This is a genomic window from Kordia jejudonensis (assembly GCF_001005315.1).
In the GTDB taxonomy this organism is placed as follows: Bacteria; Bacteroidota; Bacteroidia; order Flavobacteriales; family Flavobacteriaceae; genus Kordia; species Kordia jejudonensis.
Window position 1 is genome coordinate 1 of record NZ_LBMG01000123.1, and the last position, 2,198, is coordinate 2,198.

At 25.3% G+C, this 2,198-nt stretch carries 4 protein-coding genes; 3 read left to right on the plus strand and 1 reads right to left on the minus strand.

Going from position 1 to position 2,198, the window contains the following annotated elements; all coding sequences use genetic code 11:
* The first annotated feature begins 450 nt into the window (after positions 1 to 450).
* From AA089_RS25120 to AA089_RS22870, 3 genes are read left to right on the plus strand one after another with little or no spacing between them, the layout of a single operon-like run.
* Positions 451 to 627 carry a hypothetical protein gene (locus AA089_RS25120; protein ID WP_156169300.1) on the plus strand — a complete coding sequence of 59 codons (177 nt, stop codon included), beginning with the start codon at positions 451 to 453 and terminating at the stop codon, positions 625 to 627.
* Positions 599 to 1,300, plus strand: a complete 702-nt coding sequence (locus AA089_RS22865; protein ID WP_046759347.1) for a hypothetical protein — start codon at positions 599 to 601, stop codon at positions 1,298 to 1,300. Before AA089_RS25120 ends, AA089_RS22865 begins: the two co-directional genes overlap by 29 nt.
* The gene (locus AA089_RS22870) at positions 1,287 to 1,502 is read left to right on the plus strand and encodes a hypothetical protein (protein ID WP_046759348.1); all 216 of its coding nucleotides are present in this window, start codon (positions 1,287 to 1,289) and stop codon (positions 1,500 to 1,502) included. The genes AA089_RS22865 and AA089_RS22870 overlap by 14 nt, the downstream gene beginning before the upstream one ends.
* Here the strand turns inward: AA089_RS22870 and AA089_RS22875 are convergent.
* Positions 1,486 to 1,923, minus strand: coding sequence for a hypothetical protein (locus AA089_RS22875; RefSeq protein ID WP_046759349.1), 438 nt, complete (start codon positions 1,921 to 1,923; stop codon positions 1,486 to 1,488). The genes AA089_RS22870 and AA089_RS22875 overlap by 17 nt on opposite strands.
* Positions 1,924 to 2,198: the final 275 nt, after the last annotated feature.

A 2,198-nucleotide genomic window follows, 5' to 3' on the forward strand; every position in this document is an offset into this window, starting at 1 on the left:
AGACTTTATTTTTAAAAACATTATGTAAAAAAATGATCATTAGAAGATTATAATATTTTATAGAGATAAGCTAAATAATGATTATCTATTTTGTGAGAAAATAATCAAAACAACCATTTTAGTCTACTGAAATGGTTGTTTTATACACCTTTGTTTTTGGTTTTTGAAAATAAAAATAAAATTTAGAGGTTAAAAAAGTAAGAAAAATAATCAATTAAAAATTAAAGTTTTACAAGTGTATAAAACTTACAATACACAGATACGCTTAACACTTACTTCAATTATGGTTTACACGTAATTTTCTAAAAATATAAATCTAAATATTTTGAATACATATTACTTTTTTTACTTTAGCAAAAACATTTCTTATTAGATAATAGATATATTTCTTACTAAAATAATTTTCATATACATTTGAGATTAATGTTAAATCTCTAATCTTGAAATATTATGAAAAAAGGAATACTAATTATGCTAACAATACTAGGAATGTTTTTATTTACAAGCTGTGAACCAACTAACCTAGCAGATGAAGATACTGAAATTCAATTTGAAGCAACTGACAAAAAGGACAGCGTCAACTCCAACGGAGGACCAAATGATCCAGGCAGTAACGAAGAAGAATAATTTATTTGTAAAATACATTCATGTTATTTTAGCGGTAGTTTGCGCTACCGCATTTTTTGCACATGAATTATTGCCTGATGCTCCTCAAGAATATGTTGAATCACTAAATAATCATAAATTAGAAAAAAAGAAGAGAACAATATTATTAAACTCTTTTAAGAAGAAATTTGAAAATTCTCCTGAATATAAAAAATACTATAATCAAAAAGTTATCACTGATAGTGCTTGGGATGAATTTTCAAAGGTTAAATCGAAAGTAAGTTTTCTCGGTTTTGAAGACATACAACAATTTATTGGGGAAATAGGTTGGGCACTCGGTTTATTTCTATATGCATTATTCAACTTTATCAATACCTTTATAGAACCCAACAGGGCTCGAAAAAGTAAGCTACTATTGCATATTACACTACTCACTATTGCGCTTTACTTTATTTACTGGGCATTATACAATTATCAAGATTTTGAAAAAATAACTTATTTTATATGGTCGCTCTGTACTTCTATTATAATAGCTGTAAGTGTATACTTTATAATAGATAAAAGATATAAATTAATAAAATCATATATGCTCAATATTCGTGATCTTGTTGGTTTTGTATTGAGTAATACCAAAAAAGATAAGGAGTCTGAAATGTGGGACATTCTAAAGAAAATTAAGCATGAAAGAGATTGAAGAAGAACTAAAAAAACTTAAAAATCTCTATGATGATGGTTTTTTAAAAGATGATGACTTAATAAAAAAATTAAGCGAAATTATAAAAAGGGGAGAAAAACTAAAAAAATCAATTAAAAAACAAGAAGACACAAATCTTGAGTTTGTTACTAACAATTTTACAGTTGAAGATTTACTTTTATTAATTAATTTTTCGGATTAGTATTTATAATTTTCAGGTATTCTTTCAATTCATTTAACCTATCGGCAACTCCTTTTTCAACAAGGTCTTTTACAAAAAGTTTTAAATATTCAGACCTTTTAAAATATTCGTCTTTATTTTGAACAAAGTGATCAATTAGTTCAATTGCTTCAAACCGAACTCCATGCTTTTCTAAATAAAAGTCCTCATCATTTTCAAGATAAGGTTCTCCTACGCCATCAATAAGCCAGTCTTTAGATACATTATAATGTGTACATAAAATTTTTACCAATAGTTCTAGCGTACTTCTTCTAGGGTTTTCAGTTATTCCATTTTTTATTTTATCAGCTGACACTTGAGAAATCAAATTATTTGACTTTTCTCTAATTTTATACCCCGAAATATTCTGTTCTATGAGAACTTTTTTAATACGCTCAAGCATTTTATATTTTATTTTGTAAAACTTGTTATTATATTTGTAAAACTTTTGTATATTGCAGTATCATTATAATTCAAAGGTATTAAAATTAAAGCCAAAACATTTGGATACGAATTTGAAAAATGATGAGTAACCCCAAATAGATAAATAAAATTGAAATAGCTAAAAGTATTAACAAATTATAATTTTAATTTAATGAAAGAAGTAATTGTTTTAATATGCATGCTAATTACAGTGATTTTGATATCAATTTTATCGATTTTGATTTATAAGGTTTT

Excerpts from the sequence above, each read along its gene's own strand:
- AA089_RS25120 (WP_156169300.1), top strand. The coding sequence starts at position 451 with ATGAAAAAAGGAATACTAATTATGCTAACAATACTAGGAATGTTTTTA.
- AA089_RS22865 (WP_046759347.1), top strand. The coding sequence starts at position 599 with ATGATCCAGGCAGTAACGAAGAAGAATAATTTATTTGTAAAATACATT.
- AA089_RS22870 (WP_046759348.1), top strand. The coding sequence starts at position 1,287 with ATGAAAGAGATTGAAGAAGAACTAAAAAAACTTAAAAATCTCTATGAT.
- AA089_RS22875 (WP_046759349.1), bottom strand. The coding sequence starts at position 1,923 with ATGCTTGAGCGTATTAAAAAAGTTCTCATAGAACAGAATATTTCGGGG.